Below are 19,402 nucleotides of genomic sequence, written 5' to 3'. Positions count from 1 at the left end.
AGAAAAGGAAAAGAGAAAGAATGCAGACAAAACTTGTTCTTCTCGGAACCGGCACACCAAATGCGTGTCCGAATGCCAACGGACCTTCCTCCGCTGTCGTGGTCGGTGACCGTGCTTATCTGGTAGATTTTGGTCCTGGCGTTGTCCGCCAGGCCTCAGCCGCCTATTTTAACGGCGTGGATGCCCTGCGGCCGGATCTTCTGACCGTTGCCTTCTGTACGCACCTTCACACAGACCATACCGCAGGATACCCGGATCTGATTTTTACTCCGTGGGTGCTGGAGCGCCCGGTTCCATTGAAAGTTTTCGGGCCAAAGGGCTTACAGCACATGACCGATCATATCTTACAGGCCTATGAAACCGACATTGATTTCCGAATTCACGGTTTCGAAAAAGCAAACGAATCCGGCTACCGCGTTGAGGTAACAGAAATTGAATCCGGCATTGTCTACCGGGATGACCTGGTTACGGTGGAGGCTTTTCCGGTCAGCCACGGAACACTGGAATGCTACGGCTATAAATTCACCACACCGGACCGCACAATCGTCATCACCGGCGATACCGCTCCGCTGGATCTCGTGGCAGAAAAATCGAAAGGCTGTGATATCCTGCTGCACGAAGTGGAATACGCCGCCGGAATCTCCTGCCGCGAACCCAAATGGCAGAAATACCACCGGGAAGTGCATACGTTAAGCACGGATCTTGCCGGTGTTGCAAAAAAAGCAAATCCGAAACTGCTCGTTACGTATCACCGGATTTACCATATGAATGTACAGGATAACCACAAAAACCTTGCCGCCGAGATGGCATGGCGCGATACTGCGATACTGGATGAAATCCGGGATGCAGGGTATGACGGATATGTCGTGAACGGAAAAGACCTGGATGTATTTTAAAATACGGGGCAGCGTACCAATTCTGGTTTACGAATTGGTACGCTGCCCCGTTCGTTTTGGGATGAGCCCGGAGACGCTTTCTATTTTCATTTACCCGACTGGCAGATTCTACCATACTCTGCGTTATTTCAGAACTGTTTTTTCTGTCTCTGCCTGTGATTTACCACAGGACGCAGAAGAAAATACGCAAAAACAGCCAGTGATGAAAACCATTTATTTCTTTGACATTAACCTCCTCAGAACGTATAATCATAGTATTACAACTCTGGCAAAACAGCAGGATTTTCTGCTGTTTGTCGTTACAGGAACCTGATCCGCAGACGGCTTGCACAGTCTGCCTTTCGTTTGCGTTCCAGAAAGGATGTTTTATATGGCAGCTACTACTGCGAAACCCGTAAAAAGCGCCGGTAAAATTCCCGGCAGTACCTTGAAAATCATTGCGATGGTCTGTATGCTGATCGACCACACTGCAGCTGTACTTTTCGACCGAATCCTGATTTCCCGCGGTCTTCTGAATGCGGTGAACGCTTCGGACGGAGGCGCATCATTTCTCTCTACCGGAAACACAGCTGTGATTTATTATGCGGATATGATTATGCGCGCAATCGGAAGGATCAGTTTTCCGATTTTCTGTTTTCTGTTGATTGAAGGGTTCATGCATACGCATGATGTGAAAAAGTATGCGCTGAATCTTGGGATTTTTGCACTGGTTTCGGAAATTCCGTTCGATCTGGCATTTGCGGGAAAACCGTTTTATCTGGATTATCAGAATGTCTTTTTCACTTTATTTATCGGCCTTGTGATGATGATTTTTCTGCAGAAAATCGATTCAAAAGCGCAAAAAGATGCCGGTGCATGGCAGAGGGCGAACTGGAAGGTTTCGGTTGGCAAGCTGCTGGTGATTGTGGCAGCCTGTGCAGTGGCCACGCTGTTGAAGACAGATTACAGTGCAATGGGAATTCTGACGATTGTGCTGATGTATAATATGAGAAAGAATAAAATGTACTGTATCGGAATCGGGTGTGCGGTGCTTACGCTGTTGAGTCTGAATGAAATCACCTGTTTTCTGGCTATGATTCCGGTGCATTTTTATAACGGAAAACGGGGATTGAATCTGAAGTATCCGTTTTATGCGTTTTATCCGGTGCATCTGCTGGTGCTGTTTGCGATTGCGGCGGTACTGGGGATGGCGGGGGTTGCGGTTGTTTAAAAAACGGACACCCGGAAGTGCACCTGCGCCGCCTGGGACTGTGCCCTGGGGCACAGTCCCAGACGACACAGACGCACTTCCGGGCTGACATTGAGGCGGGCGGTGGGGAGGTCTGGATTTGCTGCGCAAATCGGCGTGAGATTCTACTTAATATACTTCTTAACTTCCAACGGATACCCCAAAAACTCTTCGCTGCGAATCACTTCAAAATTCTCCGGTTGAAAATCTTTGCGTAACGTCACAGTGTTCAGGCAATGATATCCCAATCTATGATAGAGTTTCATCGCTCCAAAATTTCGCGCAGCTACCTCAAGATAGACAGATTCAGAATACTTTTTTATCTCGACTTCGACCAGCGCAATCGCATGACTTCCGTATCCGTTTCCCTGGTATTCCGGAAGTACGAAAAGATCTTCGATCCAGTCAACTTCCGCCCCGCGGCTTCCGAGATGCACAAATCCAATGGGGATCTCTTCTTTTAAGATAAAATAAAACACATGCCCTTTGTCTGTCCAGGCAGCAAGATTCTCCGCGGCCTCTTCGTCGGTTATAACATAATCACCATGAGCCAGCCAAAAGCCTCGAATCAGCTCTTTTGCAAGTTGTGCTTCGTTTTCATATTTCTGTAAAGCTATAATTTCATTCATTTTTTCATCTCCCTTGTTTGTTTAACCGAATCAAGTAAGTCCCAACCCCCTGCTTATTGCTTCGCGCAATGGAAGCAGGTGACTTGCTTGATTCGGTTAAACTATGATATACTCAAATCATCATGATACCAGGCTCAAAAAGCTAATGCAAGCTCGCTTGCAAGAGGATTTTTGAACTCTTGACCTGTCAAAAACATGACGAGGAGTGCAATGATATGAAAAAAGCGACAAATTTGATATCCTTTCTGATTTTAATGATGGTACTGGTCGGCTGTAGCAAAGAAACGGTCCATATCGACTTTCCTTTTGAAGTTGGAGATGTTGAAAATATCGACATGTACCACTATGCGGGAGCACCGGTATCAGCAGAAAAGAAAATAGTCGTTGCAAAAACTGATATAACAGACTTGTATCATATGTTTGAAAACTTATCATTGACAGACAAACAAGTCGAGGAAATCACAGGCGCAGATGTGACCAGTTTTCGATTTAACCTTTCGGATGGGACAAACTACGAACTGGTTTATGTCTGCAATGGAGTCAAGAATGGAAAGCTGAAATCTTCCACGGGCAATTTTGAATACTTCACAAGTTCAGATATCGGCTCATATTGGTCGAATATGGATCTTGAATCAGTTCCAGTGAAAGAAAGTGAATTGCCGAAGTGGCATAACTGATTCAGCCTCGAAGGACTCCCTGTCATACGCGCTGGGGTGTTTTTATATATGATTCATCTCGTTTCCGTTTCTCATAAATCGCTTCCATCCATTCCAGCACATCCTCTTTGTTCTGCTGAAACGGTTCGCTGTGGCTCAGGAGAAAATACGGCGCACGCACGTTTTTCAGAACTCGGATTTCTGCCAGCAGGCGCTCGGCATTATAAACGGTCTGTCCGTTTTTCTGCGTCGCATATGCCGCATCCCCGAGAAAGCACCACGTCTCATCCACTTCCAATGCAAGCGATCCTTTGGCATGACTCGATGGAATCGGAAATAAATGTAACCACACGTCACCGTCCTGAAACCACGTATCTTCTTCTATCACAGTTCCTGTTTTTGTATAACGAAACGTATTTTTCCCCTGGTAAACCGCTTCGCACGAAATCTCCGACAGATTCCCAATATGGTCGGGATGAAAATGGGATAAAATCACCCGAATTTTTTTTCCTGTCTGTTCTGACTTTTCCTGCAGAATTTCTGAAACCGCAGGATGATTTCCCACGTCATATACCCAGAAAAATGCATCACCCTCGATGATCACAACATTTGCCGAAAGTGGATGTTCTGTCGGTGTAAGATAGGAAATGTGATCGTTGATTGTCTGGATGTGCGGAATCTGTATCGGCTCTTTTCTTTCTTCTTTCATCAAATCAACACCTCTTTTCCTTCGAACACAAAACACAATGACCGACAGATTTAAGAAATCTCTTTCGTTCTCTGCCGGTCATGATATTAATGAAAATTAGTAGCTATCTTATTTTAGAAGCTGAACACCGCCACACCATACGCCGGAAGTGCATATGCAATCCGATATGGCTGGCCATCGCATTCTCCCTCTTTGGCACGGTAGGCTACCTGGCGTTTTTCGGTCGGGCCGCCGTATTTCATATCGGAGCTGTCGAGTATCAGGCGGTACTGTTTTTTGCGCGGTACGCCACACATATAATCCGGACGCTCGACCGGTGTGAAATTGCAGACGAACAACAGGTTGTTTTTTCCTGTCGGTGACCAGCGGACGAAGCTGTAAATGCTGCGGTCGCCGTCGTTGGCATTGATCCACTGGAAGCCTTCGTAGCCGCAGTCGTTCGCGTAGAGTGCCGGGTACTTGCGGTACATTTTCAGCAGGTCACTGAAGAAGGTCTGCAGATGCTGATGCCCCTCATCTGCCAGCAGGAACCAGTCGATCTCGCGTTCCTCGCTCCACTCGCGGAGCTGTCCGAAATCCTGTCCCATGAACAGAAGTTTTTTGCCCGGGTGCCCGAACATGAAAGCATAGCCTACCATCAGGTTCTGGAATTTTTCCTCCAGATCGCCCGGCATTTTGTTGATCATCGAGCATTTCAAGTGGACAACCTCATCGTGCGAGAGCACCAGAATGTAGTTCTCGGAAAATGCATAGGTCATGCCGAAGGTCATCTTGTTATGGTTGTATTTGCGGAAGTATGGATCGAGCTTCATGTAATCGAGGAAGTCATGCATCCATCCCATGTTCCATTTGTAGGAGAAATGCAGGCCGCCGTCCTCTACGCTTCCCGTTACCTTCGGCCACGTTGTGGACTCCTCGGCAATCATGATGACACCTTTGTTTCGTCCGCGCACCAGGGTATTCAGGTGTTTGAAGAACTCGACGGCTTCAAGATTTTCATTTCCGCCGTTCTTGTTCGGCACCCACTGGCCCGGCTCTTTTCCGTAGTCGAGATACAGCATCGAAGCAACAGCATCGACACGGAGACCGTCTACGTGGTACTCTTCTACCCAGTAAAGCGCATTTGCCAGCATAAAGTTTTTCACTTCATTTTTGCCGTAATCAAAGATCTTCGTTCCCCACTCCGGGTGCTCGCCCTTTCTCGGGTCGGCGTACTCATACAGCGGCTGGCCATCAAAATCAGCAAGGCCGTGCGCATCTTTCGGGAAGTGTGCCGGTACCCAGTCCAGAATAACACCGATTTTATTTTTATGCAGATAATCAACAAGATATTTAAACTCTTTCGGTGTTCCGTAGCGGGAGGTCGGTGCGTAATAGCCCGTTACCTGATAGCCCCAGGAACCGTCAAACGGATGCTCTGCAATTCCCATCAGCTCTACGTGGGTATAGCCCATTTTTTTTACGTAATCGGCAAGCGAATGTGCGAACTGAACGTAATTGTAAAATCCGTCCGGGTTGGATTCGGACCACGGATGTTTCATCCAGGAGCCCGGGTGCACTTCGTAGATGGAGAGCGCGGATTTCTGAACGTCAAATTTTTTGCGGTTCGTCAGCCATTCGCTGTCACCCCAGCGGTAGCCTTCGATTTCCGCTACTTTTGACGCGGTACCCGGCCGTTTTTCGGATGCAAATGCGTATGGATCTGCTTTGTACAGTTCTCTTCCGTCCGGTGTGCGGATGTAATATTTATACATCATTCCCTCGGTCACGCCCGGAATGAACACTTCATAAACGCCGTCCTCGCCGACTTTCCGCATCACATTGGCATGGGCATCCCAGCCGTTGAATTCGCCGATGACAGATACTTCCGCCGCATGCGGAGCCCATACGGTGAACCAGGCTCCTACTTTGCCGTCTTTTTTGTCCAGGTGCGCACCCATTTTCCGGAAAATATCGTAATGGGTTGCCTGACCAAACAAATACTGATCCAGTTCAGAAAATCTTGGCTGATAGCCCGCCGGTTTTTTTGGCGCTTTTCTGGTTTTCGCTGTTGTTTTTGCCGTTGTTTTCGCAGTTTCCTTCATAGAAAAAATCCCCTTTATGCTTCTTTTTCAATCAGAACACAGCCGCACGGAGGTACTTCAACAAAAAGTTTTCCATTTTCCGGAGAAATGGCTTCTCCGGTTACCGCGTTTTTCCATGTTCCGTCGCAAGATGCAGGAATCCAGACTCCCGCACTCTGGTTTTCATCATTATTTACTGCTGTGATCAGAGCGTCTGTCTCATCCAGGCGTGCAAAGGCATACTGGCGGTTGGTCAGCATGAGTTCGCGGTATCTTCCCGTTCGTGCTGCAGGATGTTTTTTTCTGACGTCTGATAATGTTTTGATCCATGCCGGAAGTTTTTCTGCCGGCGGATTTTTCTCCAGTTCTTCCAGATTCAGCGCCGGACGCAGCGGATCGTCGTTTCCGCCTTCTTTTCTTCCCTCGATGCCGAATTCCGATCCGTAATAGATGGACGGGATGCCCGGCAGGAAGTACAGCAGCGCATAAATTGGAATCATGTTTTCTTTTACGTTCAGCTTGCTGGCCAGACGGTCTACGTCGTGATTGTCAACGAAGCTGTACAGTTTCTTTCCTTTGTAAATGCCGCCGTTTTCGTCAAATTCGCGGCGGATCGTATGTGCAATTTCGAAGTAGTTATGATCGTTATGTCCCGAATAAAGTCCTTTGTGAAGCTCGTAATTTGTGACACTGTGCAGCAGATGCTGGCCGTCTCCGATGTAGCGCGCATAGTCGCCGTGGATGACTTCGCCCATCAGCCAGAAGTCCTGTTTTTTGGCGGATGTGCGTGCGCGCATCTGCTCCATGAAGCCGAAATCCAGGCAGTCGGCGCAGTCGAGACGGATGCCGTCGATGTCGAATTCGTCGATCCAGAAGTCGATGACATCAAGGAGATAGTCACGGACCTGCTGGTTCTGGAGATTCAGGTTGACGAGTTCGAAGCAGTTTCTCCATGCTTCGTAGGAGAATCCGTCGTTATAGCAGGTGTTTCCGCCGAACCAGATTCCTTTGTACCATCCGCAGTACGGGGACTGTTCTCTTTTTTCCTGAATGTCGCGGAAGGCAAAGAATTCGCGGCCGGTGTGGTTGAAGACACCGTCTACGACGACTTTGATGCCGAGTTCGTGGGCTTTTTTTACGTATGCGGCAAAGTCCGCGTTGTCGCCTAAGCGGCGGTCTACCTGTTTGTAATCTTTTGTGTCGTATCCATGTGTGGTTGATTCAAACAAGGGGCCGATATAGATTGCGGTACAACCGAGATCTGCGATGTGCGGAAGCCACTGTTCCAGTGTGGAAAAGCGGTGTACGGTTTCTTCCGATTCATTTTTCCTCGGCGCGCCGGTCAGTCCGATCGGATAGATGTGATAAAATTCTGCCTCTTCATACCATGGTGCCATTTTGTTTGTCCTCCTTGTTTTTGGGTTATGAGTAAATTCCATACATGAACTGGTGTACCAGACGGTAGACTTCTTCGTCCCGGACGACGAGGTTGGAAAGATCGGATTGATCTCCTGCTGTCATCATCAGGTAGTGCATCAGGATTCCGGAGAAGCCTACGGCGAATTGTTCCTGACGGCCGTTCATGTTGCCGAGTTCGGCGCTGGCGTTGTCGAAGACGTCGACGCACAGGTGATAGAACCGGTCAATCATTGGGTATACGGTGCGGAAGCCTTCGCTTTTTCTTCCGGAATAGAACAGTGCCATCATCAGCATATGGAATTTCGGGTCTTCGGAGGCTCCGTTGAAGAAGGCACGCGCGATGCGGTACAGTTTTTCGGGGATGTTTTTCCCGGTTTCGGAGGCTTCGATGAGTTTTTGTTCCATGGGCTGAAAGTGCTCGTTTAGCAGGGCTTCGAGGAGGCCTTGTTTGCTGCCGAAGTAATAGTACAGGGTTGGTTTGGATACTCCGGCGGAGTCTACGATCTGCTGAACACCGACGGCGTCGTACCCGCTTTCGTAGAAGAGGGTCAGAGCTGAGTTCATGATTAGCTGACGATTGTCCATTTTGAATCCTCTTTGTTGCGGAAGGGACGCTCTCTGGAGTTCGCCTGGCCGCGGTGTGTTTGGGTGGTTGTTTGTTACGTGTGAGTTGGCATTTGTTTTGGTTTAAAATGCTTTTGTTGATTTTGTATTTAAGAAGTCTGCTTTTGTGTGTGATGGTCGAATTGCGTGAGTTTTTGGCAATTTTGACGAATTTTGTTGGATTTTGCAGGTTTCTTATGTGTGTTTCTGTTATCATTATACCAATCGGTATATAAAAAGTCAATGCGAAATATATAATGGATGAAAATAGATGCATAGAAAAAGAACCGGCGGGGAAATCTTTAGTTTAGTTCTCAGATTTCTCTGTCGGTTCTTTTCTTATTTTCCGATACTGTTTTTATACGAACTGAACCTCACATGACTAAAGTTACGTGCTTCAGACCGCTTTAGGCGGCAGACAAAATATCGGCGGATACGCCTGTTTCTTAGATCTTGCGCGGATACGCGCTTCTTCCATGCAAGATTCTGAACCTTTCTGTCAGTTCTGTTTGCTTTCGCGATATTATATTGTTTTCCAAGTAACTCATTCACCATGTCCATCAGCTCTCTTTCGTCTGCATAGTTCTTTCGTCCTTGAAGCTATAAAGTGCACAGTCCTTTTCTCCATCTGCTTTCACAGACTTCTCAGATACTACGACTGTGTCGGACTTCCTGCCATTCATTTGGATTCCTGACGCATTTCTTTGTTTTGGTTTCCATACCTTTTTTTCAGGAAATGACAGGATCTCAGCTGTTCCGATAACATACTTATCATCAACCTCGCCAAGTTCTCAGACTGGGGGCCGCCGTTATGTCCTCGCCATATCGGACATAATCCTCCTTCTGCATTTTTTTGCATTTTCTCTTTTTGTTCTCCAATTGCTGTTTTCCTTCAGATGCCGTATAATGGAAACAGCATTTTTCAAATTCAAATTAAGGAGAACATAAACTGATGATACGATTTAATAATGACTACAATCACGGTGCGCACCCGGAGATTCTGGAGGCGCTGGGGGCTATTAATGGGAACAGTTATGGTGGATATGGGGAGGATGAATGGTGTGAGAAGGCTGCGGAGCTGATTCGGGAGAAGATTCATTGTGCGGATGCGGCGGTTCATTTTTTTCCGGGGGCGACGCAGGCGAATTTTATTGTGACGGCGGCAGCGCTTTCGCCGGTGCAGAGTGTGATTGCGGCGGATACCGGACATATTAACTGCCATGAGGCGGCTTCGATTGAAAATACCGGGCATAAGATTCTAGAGCTGCCGAATACGGATGGTAAAATTTCGGCGGAACAGATTGCGGCGTGTGCGGCGGCTTATTATGAAGGCGGTGAGCCGGAGTATCTGACGGAGCCGAAGATGGTATATCTTTCATTTCCGACTGAGCAGGGAACGCTGTATTCGCTGCAGGAGCTGACGAAGATTCACGAGGTCTGCCGGAAGTATGATATGTATCTGTTTGTGGACGGGGCACGGCTTGGATACGGGCTTGGATCAGAGAAGAATGATGTTTCTCTCGAGGATCTCGCTGCTCTCACAGATGTTTTCTATTTCGGCGGAACGAAATGCGGTGCGCTGTTTGGTGAGGCCGTTGTGCTTACAGCTGACTCGCTGAAAAAGCGGTTCAAAGCCTACATGAAACAGAACGGCGCTGTCCTCGCAAAGGGATGGCTGCTCGGACTGCAGTTCCACTGCCTGCTGGGGCATGATCTTTATTTTACGGCGACACGCCGCGCCGATGAACTTGCCATGAAACTCCGCAAAGCATTTGCGGCGCAGGGGATTCCATTCTGGGTGGAGAGTTTTACGAATCAGCAGTTTGTGATTCTCACCGATGCGCAGAAGGAAACTCTGGAAAAACGCTATATTTTCGAGCCAATGGGGAAATCCGCGGACGGCGGAAATATTGCGCGGTTCTGCACCAGCTGGGCAACGACGGAAGAGGAAGTGCAGACACTGATTGATGACCTCAAAGCTTTATAATTTTTGTCCAAAACGGCATTCTGCAAACACCGGCGATCTCTAAATCTGCTTTGCAAATTCAAAGAAAAAGCTGTACCGGTGTGCCACGAAAATGCAGATTTTGCCTTGTTTTACTCCGAGAAAGGAATCTTTATGTCTCATAAAATTGGTATTACCGCCTGCTCCAACCCCATGCATCCTTCCTTTTCCGCCGATCTGGCGCGTCTCTGTCAGATTCTGCGGGAGCTGGGCTTCGATCCTGTTTTAAGCCCCTGCCTCTACGACAACGGTTCCGGCTTTTCCGGCACGGGCGCGGAGCGGGCGGATGCGTTTATGAACCTTTACTGTGACCCAGAAATCACGGATATTTTTGATGTTTCCGGCGGCGATATGGCGAATGAAGTTCTGCCGTATCTGGATTTTTCTGTCATCGCCGCCTCCAGCAAGCGCTTCTGGGGATACAGTGATCTCACAACGATTGTCAATGCTGTCACGACTGCGACTGGAAATGAGTCGATGCTGTATCAGGTTCGAAATCTGCTGTACGACCACAGCGCCGAACAGATCACTCTGTTCCAAAACGCTTTTTCCGGGCAGTCTCCCAGCCTCTTCGACCTCCCTTGCACATTTCTGCAGGGCGATCACATGGAAGGTGTGATGATCGGCGGAAATATCCGCTGTTTTCTGAAGCTCGCCGGAACGGATTTTCAGCCGGATTTCCGCGGAAAAATCCTGCTCCTCGAAGCCATGGGCGGCGGCGTTCCGCAGATGGTTACGTTTCTGTCCCAGCTGAAAATGATGCATGCCTTTGAACAGATCAATGGTATTCTCCTCGGAACATTTTCCCAGATGGAACGCGACCAGCTGACGCCGGATATGCCGCAGCTTGTCCGCCAGGCGGCCGGACCGGATCTCCCGATTGCAAGGACTCCGTATATCGGCCACGGCACGGATGCACATGCCGCCGTGATCGGCAAATTTTATCAGATTTCTTCTGACTGATATACATCCGCGTAGCGCACGCCGAACTCCTCTGCGTCTGCATGGCGTTCCATATAGATATCAATGTGGCCGTACGGCGTGCCACGGTCCTCGACCGTGTAAATTTTTCCGCCGATATTCAGCTTCGTTCCAAACGGCAGAACGCCGGTTGCAATGGTCCGGCCCTGCACCGGCATTTTTCCGGATGCGGTCGGGCCGCCCGCCCAGCGGCCACAGCAGACGGCGCAGTTGCAGTAAGCGGTCAGTTTAAAATTGCCGAGATATTTTCCCGAAGCGCTTTCCAACCGATCACCTGCGGTACTGTTTTCTGCACTTGTATTCTGCACATTTTCTGCTCCCGCCTTCTGTTTTCCACCATTCCCGTTTTCTGTTGTCTGGTTATCCACAGAGTTTCCTTCTTTTCTCCCATTATCCACATCTCCCGTTTCTATTTTGCTCTCACGTATTTCCTCCGAAATCACCCGCACAGCAAATTCTGTCGATTTCTCATAGTTAAAATCTGAAATCAGAATCCCCGTCGCCTCGCTTCCAGCGTGGATTACTTTTCCATCACCGAGATAAATCATGACATGGTAAATAAACCCGCTCTCCCGCTGGTAAAACAGCAGATCACCAGGCTTTGCCTCCTGCACCGGAATGCGTGTTCCAGCTTTCGCCTGCTGGCGTGAGGTTCTCGGAAGGGTATACCCGAAATTAGCAAAAATCTGCTGGGCAAAGCCGGAACAGTCGCAGCCGTTTGTAAGACTCGTCCCGCCCCAGACGTACGGATTTCCCAGGAATTTTTTCGCGTACTGCAGGACCTCGCCGCGCGCTTCGTCAGAAGAAAGAAGTGTTCTCGTCGTTGCATATGTATAGGTGTACGCCTTATTATTCCATGGCTTCACCCACATTTCCGCCATGGGAAAACTTTCCTCCTGCCAACGGTTTACCTCTTTTTCAGCCTCTTCTCCGCGCAGGAGATACCGCGCGCAGACAAATCCACGGACATCGCCGGATTCCACATAAACCCAGTCAGAATCCGCATCCGCTAAAATATAACAGAGGCTTCCCTTCGGCAGGATTCCGACGATTTTCTGATTTGTGTCTTTTCCTTCGCGGACGTGAAGCCAGGAATTCACATCGGCGATAGCATATGTTTTTTCAACCGTATGAAACAGCCACGGCATACGGGAAATCGTGACTTTTTCAGCTTCTGCCGCCTGCCACTCACTGTAGCTTTCCCGCGTGCGCTCAGCTTCCTGCTCTGCCGAAAAGACGGGTTCAGCCTCGGCGGCTGGCGGTTCCGCAGACTGTGATAAATCAGAATCCGAAGAGACTTCTGCCGTCTTGTCCCCACCAGTTGCATCATCACTTCCTGCAGATCCGTTTTCTTCCTCCGGCGGTTCCATCTGCTCCCCATCTCCGCCGCCGATTTCTTCCTGCCCCGGCCATGGATCGTTGGAAATATCTTCCCCTTCGCCCGGCCACGATCCATCCATTTCACTGTTTCCCGGTGTTTCCGGCATGTCTCCCTGATCTCCCGGTTCTGGATTTTCCGGCTCCTCTGGCTCTGTCTCGCCTGCCTCTCCCGGTTCTGCATTTTCCGGCCCCTCTGGTTCTGTCTCGCCCGTTTTTCCCGGTTCCGTCATTCCTGCATTCTCTCCGCCGTCAGGCTCCTGCGGTTCCGGTTCCTCCGGGACTGTCTCATCTTCTTTTCCCTCGGATCCACTTTCCTCTTCCATCTCATCATTCTGCGTACCTTCCGGTTCTGTCACCTCTTCCGCTTCCGCAGGTGCCTTCTCCGCCGCATCTTCCTCCACGCAAAAAGAAGCAGCCCCAACGGCTGCTTCCCCTGCAATCTCAATTCCAATCTGTCCCGGATCGGCCGTTTCCTCTTCTGCTGCATAAACGGCTGTCGGGTTTCCCAGTGTCACTGCGAGCGCACCGATCATCGCGGCGCGCACCAGCTCGGCGCATTTGTCGCCCATCATTGTTTTATCAACCATTTTCGCTTTCTCCTATTCAATTTGTCCGGCCAGACGGAATTGATCCGAACAAATAAAACAGAAGAAGCACCTCTGGTATCGCTTCCTATTCCTCTGCTCGAAACAGTCTGACCGCATTTTTTTCTGTCGTCTCAATGACTTCTTCTTCCGAAATTCCCTTGAGTTCTGCGATCTCCTGCACAACGTACGGCAGATACAGAGATGAATTTCGTTTTCCCCGGTACGGAACCGGTGCCAGATACGGACTGTCTGTTTCCAGCAGAATGCGCTCCATCGGAGCCATCTGAACCACTTCTTTGATCTTCTTTGCATTTTTGAACGTCACCACGCCGCCAATGCCAAGATAAAATCCCATTTTCAGGTATTCCTCTGCCATTTCCACAGAGTAGGAAAAACAATGAATGACGCCGCCGATCTCCTCCGATTTTTCTTCTTTCATGACGCGGAGCGTATCGGCCGCCGCCTCCCTGCTGTGAATAATCATCGGAAGTTTTTCTTCCCGAGCAAGCGCAATCTGACGGCGGAACCAGTATTCCTGCTTCTCATGATTCTCCTTGTCCCAGTAATAGTCAAGGCCAATCTCACCGACCGCGACCGCCTTTTCCATGCGGCAGAGTTCCCGCATCCGCGCCATCACGTCCTCGTTCAGATCGCCCACCTCATCCGGGTGAAGGCCGAACGCGCCGTAGATGAACGGATACGCTTCCATCAGTTTTCTTGTATTTTCCAGTGATTCCAGATTTGCCGAGACATTGATGATACGCCCGATCCCGTTTTCCTGCATCGAGGAAAGCAGCTCTGCGCGGTCTTCATCAAATTTCTCATCGTCATAATGTGCATGTGTTTCAAATATCATATCCGAATTTCTCCTTAAAAAAACGAAACAGAAACGGAAGAAAGCTCTGCATAGCCTTCCCCTGTTTCCGTTTCCACGTTTATCCATCCTATCGTTCGTTGTTTTCGTAAAAGTAAAGTGCGCCGCTGCGCCTGTGCTTATTATAACGCATTCATTTTTCCCGCGTCAACCAGGAAACGAAAAAAAGTCACACTTCAACATGATCACCGCCGCGCCGCAATCTCATCCAACAGGCAGCCCGCCACTTCGTCTTTTCCCATGAGCGGAAGCTCCTTGATGCCGTCCTTCGTGATCAGCGTCACCACATTCGTCGCCACACCGAAGCCGGCACCCTCTGTCTTCAGATTGTTCGCCGCGATCATGTCGAGATGCTTCTTCTCCAGCTTCGCGCGCGAGTTTTCCACCATATTCTCCGTTTCCATCGAAAATCCGCACACAAACAGACCCGGATGACGGTTCTTTTCCACCCATCCCAGAATATCATCGGTGCGCTCCAGCGGAATACTCATGTCGCCGTCTTGCTTTTTGATCTTCTGATCCGCCACTGTCGCAGGCCGGTAATCGGCAACTGCGGCCGCCTTGATCAGAATGTCTGTCTCCGGCAATGTCTCCCGCACCGCCTCCAGCATATCCTTCGCCGTCGTCACCGGTCGCATCGCAACGCCCGGAACCGGGGCTAATGAAACCGGGCCGGAAATCAGCGTCACCTGCGCGCCGCGGAGCATCGCCTCCCGCGCAATCGCGTATCCCATGCGGCCGCTGCTATGGTTCGTCAGATACCGCACCGGATCGAGGGATTCCTGCGTCGGGCCTGCAGTCACGGTGACACGCACACCAGCGAGCGTCTTTTCGCGGGCAAGCTCCATCGCGATATAATCGAGCAGCACCTCCGGGTCCGGCAGTTTTCCTTTTCCGACGTCCTTGCACGCCAGCATTCCCACGGTCGGCTCGATGATGCCGAAACCGTATTTTTTCAGCGTCGCCAGATTATCCTGCGTAATCGGATTTTCCAGCATCGCCGTATTCATCGCCGGAGAGACCAGCTTTTTGCACTTCGCTGCGAGCACCACCGTTGTCAGCATATCATCTGCAATACCATGCGCCATTTTCGCAATCACATTGGCGGTAGCCGGAGCAATCAGAATCAGATCTGCTGCTTTTGCCAGTGAAATATGCGCCACCTCATATTTAAAATCACGCGCAAACGTATCGACCACGCAGCGATTGTTCGTCAGCGTTTCAAACGTCAGCGGGGTGATGAACTGCGTCGCATTTTCGGTCATGATGACATGCACATCCGCTCCGGCTTTCCGAAGAGCGCTCGCCACGTTTGCCATTTTATAGGCGGCAATTCCGCCCGTCACACCAAGTACAACACATTTTCCGTCAAGATTTTCCATTGTAACTCCGTTCTGCTGCCTCGAAGCAACTTTTTTCCTATGATAGTTTTAAGTATAGCAGACAGAAAAACAGATTACAACCAATCCTGTTTGCCATTGACGCAAAAAGGCTTTATAATAAAAGGACAAAAGAGCTCTACTTTTAAAATAATCGCGAGGTATTTTTATGATTTTAGCCATTGATATCGGGAACACAACCGTTACGCTCGGCGGCGTCCGGATCGCACCGCAGCAAGCGTATTCCCTCGAATTCACAGCCCGGATTGACATCAACCACACCTGGTCTGCCAGCCAGTATGAATCTGCGATCGAGCAGCTTTTTGAAGACAAGAATCTTTCCCCGTCCGACTTTCGGGGCGTCATCATTTCCAGCGTTGTTCCGTCGGTTCTGACGCTTCTGCAGGAATGTGTCCGTAATCTGTTCGGCACAGAACCGCTGCTCGTCACATCCGAAAGTGATCTCGGCATGACATTTTCCATCCCGGAACCGGAAAAAGTAGGCCGCGACCGCCTCGTTGATGCAGCCTGGGCCGCCGCACATTATCCGCTGCCGGTCATCACCGTGGATCTTGGAACAGCGACGACCTTCAATGTCATCCGGGAAAACAGCGTCTTCTGCGGCGGCGCCATCGCACCGGGACTCGATATGGGACTTGGTGCCCTCTCCGAGCGGACCGCCCAGCTCCCGCGGCTCGACCTCCAGATCCCGAAACGCATCATTGGCAGAAACACCGAAGAATGCATTCTCTCCGGCACCATCGTCGGCATGGCCGCGATGCTCGACGGAATGGTCCAGCGCATCGAAGCCGAACTCGGCTCCCCCGCCACCCTCATCCTCACCGGCGGCGCGGCACGCTTCGTCGAACCGCTCGTTTTACATCCTCATATCTATGACCCGAACCTTCTGCTGAAAGGGCTGGCGTTCCTGTGTGAGCGGAATTGTGCAAATTAAAATCGTACTTCCAAATATTCATCAGACTCTTTCATTCTGCATGACGTTAAAAAGCGTGTCTGTTCTCCAGGCACGCTTTTCTCTATTTTTCTATGGAATCGCAACCCTTCTTTGTGTTGCCTCTCCGCTTTTCAGTTTTTCCTGATTCTCCTCTTTCAGTTTTAAAATACACGGGCGAATGCTTTCATCATACGTTTCTGTTGTCTGAAATACATGCCCATTGTATACAATCACATCATCGGAATACAGAAATACAAGCGCCATCTGATTCATCTCATGATCGTAGATCAGAAAATACCAGTTATAATCATACAAAATCCTCTCTGTCATGTTGAATACCCGTTTTGGCTTCTGACAGGAAATTTTTTCTCCGTAAATGGTCGAGAGAATTTCGTCCATCTCCTCCGGATGATCCTCGCGCGTGATCGCGAAGGACATTCCGGCTCCGGTGTCTTCCGGGATATAAAGATAAATCATCTCGGCTTTGTCCGTATCAAAGGTTTCGATTTCCTGCAGCAGTTCCTGATCCGATTTTTCTGAGATGAAATCTGCTGCCGTCAGGAAAACATCTGTCGTACCCCGCTCAGGACCAATGGGATTTTCTTTCTGTGTATACACCGCCGTCATTCTTTTTACCAGACATCCTGCAATCACGCAAAGGATCACTCCAGCTAACACAGTGATTTTTCTCTTTTTCATACGTTTCAAGGAAATCACCTTTCTTCCAAAACAGACATTCCGGGAACCTTCCAAAAGTTGAATTTTCTCTTTTCAGTATATCATAAATTTTTCCGGGACACACTCTTTTCCTTCTCCCTATGCACGGAAAAACTCCCGGCAGTGCCGGGAGTTTATGACTTTCTTATTTCATAGTAACTATTCAGAACCCCATCTCGATTCCGCTTGCGCTGCATCTCGATGTTGCTTCTCGCCATATGAAATTCCAGAAAACCGTTCATTCATGCAAGCATGATTCACGATTTTCTTCCATTTCGCATGGCTCTGAATAGTTACATTTCATATTACTTTTTCACCTGCTCATATACCAGTCCCGGATAAGCTTCGAGGCTGACACCGTTTTTTTCAAACATTGGAAATGCTTCTGCGCCGTATGCGCATACGGCGGTTGCCATGCTTGCCTGTTCAGTGTAGCTCTCCCAGTTGTCGGCGGTAAGGCCAGGCTGGTATGCTTCCCAGGCGGTTTCGTATTCGGTGCTCTTATCGGAAGGAATCGCATCTTTCAGGCTCTCGCCGGACCAGACGGCAAGCTGATCTGCTTTTTTGTAAGTGTATTCCGGGAGCTGATCGTCGCCCAGCGACTGGTACAGCTCGTAGCGGGTAATGGAGCCTTTGGAACTTCCGTAGGATTTTTCCATCTCTTTTTTCACGGTATCCATATCAGCATCATCCGGGTAGGTGATGTCTACTTCGCACAATACCGGTTTTCCTGTCGCTCCGGTCTGATCGAGGTTGATAAACTGAAACATGACTCTGGAAGTTTGCTCGCCGAAAACAGTGGCTTCTGTATCTACTGCGATCGCGGCTGCACTGTTAGTTTCGGAGAAAATTTCCACCTGGTCCCGATCCAGATTCCAGTCGGCAAGCACTTCATCCACCGTTTTCCCCCATCCGGTATCCGGCGGCGTAATTTCCTTGCTGCTCTCTTTCGCTCCCTGACATCCAGTCAGCAACAGAGCACACATTGCAAAAATACCTGCTAATTTTTTATTCATACACCTGCATCTCCTTTCCGCTTTGTTATTTTTTTCACATACTTTTTTGTTAGCCCTATACTACCATATATTCTTCTGAAAATCTATGACGTTTGGTGAAAATTTTCTTACATTTTTCTTATGCATTCGATTTAAATCAAAGAAAAAGCAACAACATCCCTTATAGAAATTCTCTACCGCTAGTGAACCTCACATGACTAAAGTCACGTGCTTCCGGCCGCTTTAGGCGGCAGACAAAATATCGGCGGATACGCCTGTTTCTTAGATCTTGCGCGGACACGCGCTTCTTCCATGCCGGATACGGCAGGTCTCCACATAACAGGTAGTCCACGGTATATCTGCCTGTGTTTATGCTGCTTTTCGCAGTTCCATTTCTGAAATCAGTTCTCTCAGATCTGCATAAACACATGAGGTTCTACGCTTTACTGCAGGAACTTTTGCCTCCAGCAAAGACCTTTCCGTTTCCGGTAAGGTTTTTAAATTTTCACGGATAAAATATCTTGCTCCGATATTATACGATGCCGACAAATCACAGTTGTATCTTTTTCCAGTCTGAAACGTACACAGACGATGATCCCGTATATCACGGGCAATCTCTCCTGATCCATCAAAGGCAAGCCTGCTCGTGTTCCAGGCACAAATCCGGGAAATTCGGATTCCCTTTCTGTGTGCCTGCTGTCCGCACCGTTTCTGGATATCACGTTTTCTCCACATCTGCAGTTTCTGCTTTTTCTTCCCGGAAAGTTTTCCTTTCATTTCCAGATATTCGAAAACAATCACATCTGCCTTATTTCCTGACGCATACAGAACGATTTCCCTTGCAATTTTTCTGCCAAGCTCTGTATTCAGACGTTTTGCATATGCCCATTTTCCCTGCACCTGACGCGATCCATGTTCCCGCTGAAATCTTCGGATCCGTCCCAGCACACGGTACATCCGGTCTTTGTCACTGGAAAAGTTAATAAACTTTCTCCCCAGGATAGTTCCGTCTGGACGCATGATGGTACAGACTGCATCCGTATTGATGCCGAGATCCACACTGCAGATCGTTTGTTCTTTGACAGGTGTCCGGTTTAAAGATACCTCTTCCGCATATGTAAAACGCAGAAAATATTTGTGGTGCTTCTTCTCCAACGTTGGAGCCGAAGCTTTTTTGCCCGACCAGTGTTTTCTTAAGTATTCCATATCCGTATGTTTCAGCCACACAGCAAACCATTTCCAGTCGTGTCCATCGTACAGTTTTAAAAAGGCCGCATCTTTCTCTTCTGTGTTTTCACGGTACATGACATCGTGGTAAAAAACAGG

17 protein-coding genes are annotated in these 19,402 nt (G+C 49.0%); 6 read left to right on the top strand and 11 right to left on the bottom strand.

What is annotated here, in order from left to right:
* The first annotated feature begins 20 nt into the window (after nucleotides 1-20).
* Together I2G42_RS11545 and I2G42_RS11540 are read left to right on the top strand one after the other, a co-directional pair.
* Nucleotides 21-896 (top strand): MBL fold metallo-hydrolase, encoded by an 876-nt coding sequence (locus tag I2G42_RS11545; RefSeq protein ID WP_118742109.1) that lies wholly within the window; start codon nucleotides 21-23, stop codon nucleotides 894-896.
* 370 nt (nucleotides 897-1,266) lie between these two features.
* Nucleotides 1,267-2,106, top strand: a complete 840-nt coding sequence (locus I2G42_RS11540; protein WP_055267451.1) for a TraX family protein — start codon at nucleotides 1,267-1,269, stop codon at nucleotides 2,104-2,106.
* 143 nt (nucleotides 2,107-2,249) lie between these two features.
* Here the strand turns inward: I2G42_RS11540 and I2G42_RS11535 are convergent, their stop codons facing one another.
* Complete coding sequence (locus I2G42_RS11535) at nucleotides 2,250-2,753, bottom strand: GNAT family N-acetyltransferase (RefSeq protein WP_055225759.1); 504 nt, start codon at nucleotides 2,751-2,753, stop codon at nucleotides 2,250-2,252.
* A gap of 215 nt (nucleotides 2,754-2,968) precedes the next feature.
* Between I2G42_RS11535 and I2G42_RS11530 the strand changes: the two genes are divergently transcribed.
* Nucleotides 2,969-3,430, top strand: coding sequence for a hypothetical protein (locus I2G42_RS11530; protein ID WP_195531085.1), 462 nt, complete (start codon nucleotides 2,969-2,971; stop codon nucleotides 3,428-3,430).
* A 22-nt stretch (nucleotides 3,431-3,452) separates the two neighbouring features.
* Here the strand turns inward: I2G42_RS11530 and I2G42_RS11525 are convergent, their stop codons facing one another.
* The 4 genes from I2G42_RS11525 to I2G42_RS11510 form a co-directional block, all read right to left on the bottom strand.
* On the bottom strand, nucleotides 3,453-4,118 hold the full coding sequence (locus I2G42_RS11525) for an MBL fold metallo-hydrolase (protein ID WP_207741896.1): 666 nt from the start codon (nucleotides 4,116-4,118) through the stop codon (nucleotides 3,453-3,455).
* Nucleotides 4,119-4,231: 113 nt separating this feature from the next.
* Nucleotides 4,232-6,202: a 1,4-alpha-glucan branching protein GlgB gene (gene glgB, locus I2G42_RS11520; protein WP_082424829.1), complete on the bottom strand. Its 1,971-nt coding sequence runs from the start codon at nucleotides 6,200-6,202 to the stop codon at nucleotides 4,232-4,234.
* A 14-nt stretch (nucleotides 6,203-6,216) separates the two neighbouring features.
* Nucleotides 6,217-7,578: an alpha-amylase family glycosyl hydrolase gene (locus tag I2G42_RS11515; RefSeq protein WP_118601732.1), complete on the bottom strand. Its 1,362-nt coding sequence runs from the start codon at nucleotides 7,576-7,578 to the stop codon at nucleotides 6,217-6,219.
* Nucleotides 7,579-7,603: 25 nt separating this feature from the next.
* Nucleotides 7,604-8,185: a TetR/AcrR family transcriptional regulator gene (locus I2G42_RS11510; protein WP_022461597.1), complete on the bottom strand. Its 582-nt coding sequence runs from the start codon at nucleotides 8,183-8,185 to the stop codon at nucleotides 7,604-7,606.
* A 970-nt stretch (nucleotides 8,186-9,155) separates the two neighbouring features.
* Between I2G42_RS11510 and I2G42_RS11505 the strand changes: the two genes are divergently transcribed.
* Nucleotides 9,156-10,190 (top strand): threonine aldolase family protein, encoded by a 1,035-nt coding sequence (locus I2G42_RS11505; protein WP_055225768.1) that lies wholly within the window; start codon nucleotides 9,156-9,158, stop codon nucleotides 10,188-10,190.
* Nucleotides 10,191-10,322: 132 nt separating this feature from the next.
* Nucleotides 10,323-11,171: an LD-carboxypeptidase gene (locus I2G42_RS11500; RefSeq protein ID WP_055220980.1), complete on the top strand. Its 849-nt coding sequence runs from the start codon at nucleotides 10,323-10,325 to the stop codon at nucleotides 11,169-11,171.
* On the opposite strand, the gene I2G42_RS11495 is transcribed toward I2G42_RS11500, so the two are convergent.
* From I2G42_RS11495 to coaBC, 3 genes are all read right to left on the bottom strand, one after another.
* Nucleotides 11,153-13,156 (bottom strand): NlpC/P60 family protein, encoded by a 2,004-nt coding sequence (locus I2G42_RS11495; protein WP_055225771.1) that lies wholly within the window; start codon nucleotides 13,154-13,156, stop codon nucleotides 11,153-11,155. The two genes, I2G42_RS11500 and I2G42_RS11495, sit on opposite strands and share 19 nt — an antisense overlap.
* Before the next feature lie 85 nt (nucleotides 13,157-13,241).
* Nucleotides 13,242-14,012, bottom strand: coding sequence for a TatD family hydrolase (locus I2G42_RS11490; RefSeq protein WP_022461123.1), 771 nt, complete (start codon nucleotides 14,010-14,012; stop codon nucleotides 13,242-13,244).
* 203 nt (nucleotides 14,013-14,215) lie between these two features.
* Nucleotides 14,216-15,412, bottom strand: coding sequence for a bifunctional phosphopantothenoylcysteine decarboxylase/phosphopantothenate--cysteine ligase CoaBC (gene coaBC / locus I2G42_RS11485; protein WP_055225773.1), 1,197 nt, complete (start codon nucleotides 15,410-15,412; stop codon nucleotides 14,216-14,218).
* A 166-nt stretch (nucleotides 15,413-15,578) separates the two neighbouring features.
* Between coaBC and I2G42_RS11480 the strand changes: the two genes are divergently transcribed.
* Nucleotides 15,579-16,364, top strand: a complete 786-nt coding sequence (locus I2G42_RS11480; protein ID WP_022461121.1) for a type III pantothenate kinase — start codon at nucleotides 15,579-15,581, stop codon at nucleotides 16,362-16,364.
* A gap of 90 nt (nucleotides 16,365-16,454) precedes the next feature.
* On the opposite strand, the gene I2G42_RS11475 is transcribed toward I2G42_RS11480, so the two are convergent.
* The 3 genes from I2G42_RS11475 to I2G42_RS16430 form a co-directional block, all read right to left on the bottom strand.
* Nucleotides 16,455-17,063, bottom strand: a complete 609-nt coding sequence (locus I2G42_RS11475; protein WP_195531084.1) for a hypothetical protein — start codon at nucleotides 17,061-17,063, stop codon at nucleotides 16,455-16,457.
* A 323-nt stretch (nucleotides 17,064-17,386) separates the two neighbouring features.
* Nucleotides 17,387-18,097, bottom strand: a complete 711-nt coding sequence (locus tag I2G42_RS11470) for a hypothetical protein (RefSeq protein ID WP_195531083.1) — start codon at nucleotides 18,095-18,097, stop codon at nucleotides 17,387-17,389.
* Between the two features lie 348 nt (nucleotides 18,098-18,445).
* Nucleotides 18,446-19,402: transposase (locus I2G42_RS16430; RefSeq protein WP_195531082.1), on the bottom strand; the 957-nt coding region annotated here is incomplete at its 5' end.

It is taken from the genome of Fusicatenibacter saccharivorans (assembly GCF_015557635.1).
In the GTDB taxonomy this organism is placed as follows: Bacteria; Bacillota; Clostridia; order Lachnospirales; family Lachnospiraceae; genus Fusicatenibacter; species Fusicatenibacter saccharivorans.
The sequence above is the reverse complement of the archived record's forward strand: the minus strand, read 5'-3'. Positions and strand labels throughout refer to the sequence as shown.